Annotated in this window: 4 protein-coding genes and 1 pseudogene; all 5 read right to left on the bottom strand. The window is 62.6% G+C overall.

Features of this window, described 5'->3' with window-relative positions:
- Positions 1-153: 153 nt before the first annotated feature.
- The gene (locus JO059_RS03230; RefSeq protein ID WP_293314679.1) at positions 154-411 is read right to left on the bottom strand and encodes an FAD-binding protein; all 258 of its coding nucleotides are present in this window, start codon (positions 409-411) and stop codon (positions 154-156) included.
- A 243-nt stretch (positions 412-654) separates the two neighbouring features.
- On the bottom strand, positions 655-2271 hold the full coding sequence (mdlC, locus tag JO059_RS03235) for a benzoylformate decarboxylase (RefSeq protein ID WP_293314680.1): 1617 nt from the start codon (positions 2269-2271) through the stop codon (positions 655-657).
- A 41-nt stretch (positions 2272-2312) separates the two neighbouring features.
- On the bottom strand, positions 2313-2558 hold the full coding sequence (locus JO059_RS03240; protein WP_293314681.1) for a hypothetical protein: 246 nt from the start codon (positions 2556-2558) through the stop codon (positions 2313-2315).
- 148 nt (positions 2559-2706) lie between these two features.
- Positions 2707-2781 (bottom strand): annotated as a pseudogene (locus tag JO059_RS03245) (heat-shock protein HtpX); the annotation flags it as partial.
- 114 nt (positions 2782-2895) lie between these two features.
- Positions 2896-3135, bottom strand: a 240-nt coding sequence (locus tag JO059_RS03250) for a hypothetical protein (RefSeq protein WP_293314682.1), incomplete at its 5' end; no start/stop codon positions are given.

The raw sequence follows: 3135 nt of genomic DNA on the forward strand, positions 1-3135 counted from the left end.
AATCACGCGGTAGCTCTGGCCGATTCGCGTTTCCCCGAGTCATTGATCAAACTGGGCCAGTAATTGGGTACGTTCAGGCACGCTCACTTCGCCTATGCGCCAGTCTTATTGTGCTCCGATACGAACTTTTCAATCGTTTGCTGGACCGCGCTGTTATCTAGCGAGCATGTCGGGGGGTGTGAGACCGTCCTTTTGATTCACCGGCTGGGTGGATCGTCCGTCTCGAGCAGGGATTGGGCAGCCCAAACGATCGATGCCGTCGTCGGTGGTGCTGAGCGTGATAACGGTGGCGTCGGCGAGCACGGCTTCTACTGACAGGACATGGTTGTCGGTGACACCGTATTTGAGAGCGTGCGGGGCGCCGGCGTTTTCGATGATGTTGCCGCCGATGGTTGCCAGGTGGGCCGACACCGGATCAGGTGAAAAAACGAGATTGTGCGAGGCGAGCTGCTGCTGCAGCTCGGAGAATCTGGTTCATCCCCCACAAGTCTCGCATGACCCGGCTGGGACCGGGCCATTACTCCGGCGCTACCAGCCTTGTCGCGTCGGCGACAACCGCGTCCGGGTCGTCGAGCACCGCAGTGAATGCGCAACGATGGACTGGTTCATTACATCCTCCTGAACGCAAAGCAGGCAGCTTCTGAAAGTTGTTGCCTAGCCGGTGAATCCGCCTTCACCGACCGGGATGGTCCGGGCGTTTATCAACGTGGGCCGTTTCCGGTCCGCGATGCCGGCTTTGACCATCTCGACAACTTCGTCGGTGGTGTTGGCTTCATGGGCATCAACGCCATAGCTGGCGGCAGTGCCCACGATGTCGAGTCCGGGCAGGTCGAGGCCGGGGACGTTCGGCGTTTTCTCCCAGACACCGAATTCTTTGACCACAGCGTATTCGGCGTTAGAGGCGACGACGACGGTAAGCGGGATCTCGTAGCGTGCGGCGGTCCACAGCGCGGTGATCGCGTAGTGGATGGACCCGTCACCCATCAACGCGACGACGGGACGATCGGGGGCCGCGACCTGTGCGCCCACCGCGGCAGGCAATCCGTAGCCCAGCCCGCCACCCGCGGCCGACAAGTGCGAGAATCGCTGGGCGGGACGGATGCTGTTGGTGATCGAGATTTCGTTGCTGCCGGCCTCGCTGACCCACAACGTGTCCGCGGGAGCGGCGTTGCCGACCGCGGTCCAAAGCGCTTCGGGCTTCAGCGGCGCTTCAACGTGTTCGAGTTCGGGGGTTGCCGCACGCGGCGACGGGGCCGGCCGCTGCGTTGGTTTCACGACATCGAGCAGTCCTCGGACCGCGCTGCGCAAGTCGGCGACGATCGCGTCCCCGACCGGTGCGCGTGCGGCCTCGTCGGGATCGTTGGTCAGATGGATGAGGCTGGCGCCCTCAGGAAGGTAAGGTCCGGGCACCAGCGGGTAGTACCGGAAGACGGGAGTCCCGATGGCGAGGAGCAGGTCGTGTCCGGCCAGAATGTGAGAGATCCAGCCGGCCCCGGGTGGCAGGGCTCCGTGATAGAGCGGATGGTTCTCGGGAAACCCGCTCCACCCCGTCAAGGGTGCCGTCCACACGGGTGCCTGCAGGCGTTCGGCGAGCTCAATCACCGCATCCCACGCGCCGTAGCGTTCGACATCGCCGCCCACGACCAATGCCGGGGATGTCGCGGCATCCATTCTGGCGCCGACCTTTTCGGCCAGTTCGGCGGGGAACCCGTACGCATGGGTCACCGTGCGATCGCGGACGCCCCTGATGTCGGCGGCCTGGGCAGCGTCGAGTTCGACCGGCATGTCGTCCATCGGCAGTGAGACGAATACCGGGCCCATCGGCGGGGTGGTGGCCAAATGGATGGCGCGGGCTAGCACGGCGGGCGCCTCGCTGGCGATGGCCGGTTCGGCCGCCCATTTCACGAATGGCCTCGGGACGGTGGTGGGTTCGATGTTGGTCAGCAAGCAGTATTGGTTTTGCATATTGCGTCGCTGGTTTCCCGCCGTGACGATCAGCGGGGTCTTGTTGCAGTAGGCGTTGTAGAGCTGGCCTTGGGCGTTGCCCATACCGGGTGCGGTATGCAGGTTCACCACGGCCGGCCGACGGGTGATCTGGGCGTAGGCGTCGGCCATCCCGACCGGAATCATCTCCTGCAATCCGAGGAAATACCGGAAATCTTCCGGAAAGTCTTGCAACAGAGCAAGTTCTGACGATCCCGGGTTGCCGAAAAAAGTCGTCAGATCGTGCTTGCGGAACAGGTCCAGGATGGCCTCTCGGACAGTCGTCATTTGCCGATGCTCGCTTTCGATTCTCTGGGGTGGGAGTGGCGCTAATCTAATTCACCGGGCCGCGGACCGAGAGCCCAAGTCAAGGCGAAGTCCGCGACTGTTTCCCAACCGGGCGCGCCACAGGTGAAGTGGTCTCTACCGGGGAAGACCTTATAAGCGCTGACGGCGGTGGAGTGCTTGGCGTTTTTCCGATAGTTCTCCCGGTGCACCGCAGCGGGCAGGATGTGGTCGGTGCCGCCGGCGATGAACAACAGCGGAAATTCAACAGTTGATGCGACGACTCGCACGTCGGATCACACTGGGGTAGAGCAAATCCAGTGACGATCGGACATCCCGGGAGTTGTCGACACTGATGGCTAAGGCAAACCCACCCGGCAAGGGCGACTCCGACCTCCACCGAGCTTTCGTCGCAGCACTGGAACACTACGTCGCAATCGTGAAAAGCGCGGCGACCATCTGCGATCGTCCGGCGTTATGGACACCGACGAACAGCACGCCGGGTTTGTCGGCCATCGGCCAGCTCGCTTCGGTCTGCATGGAGCACTTGCGAAAGCTGTTGCAACGCCGAGTGAATCAGCGCATTGGCGGTGATATCGGCGGCGGAAATGGCTAGCCGAGAACGGCTCAGTAATCGAAGTACATCGTCCCGTAGCTGGGACTGTACGAGACGTAGATCGGTATGCCGTTGGGCGCTGGGGTAAAGACGCCGTTGACAAGGCCGTAGCCCGGAGACCCCGAGAAGGGAATGATCCCGGAGTTGAACCCAGGGGGATTGGGAGGAGTCACTGGGAAAACCGGCGGGTTGCTGCCGCTGACGGTGTACGTGTACAGCAAGGTCCCGCCGCTGCTGGGGTCGCCGTTGTA

The organism is Mycobacterium sp. (assembly GCF_019247615.1).
GTDB lineage: Bacteria > Actinomycetota > Actinomycetes > Mycobacteriales > Mycobacteriaceae > Mycobacterium.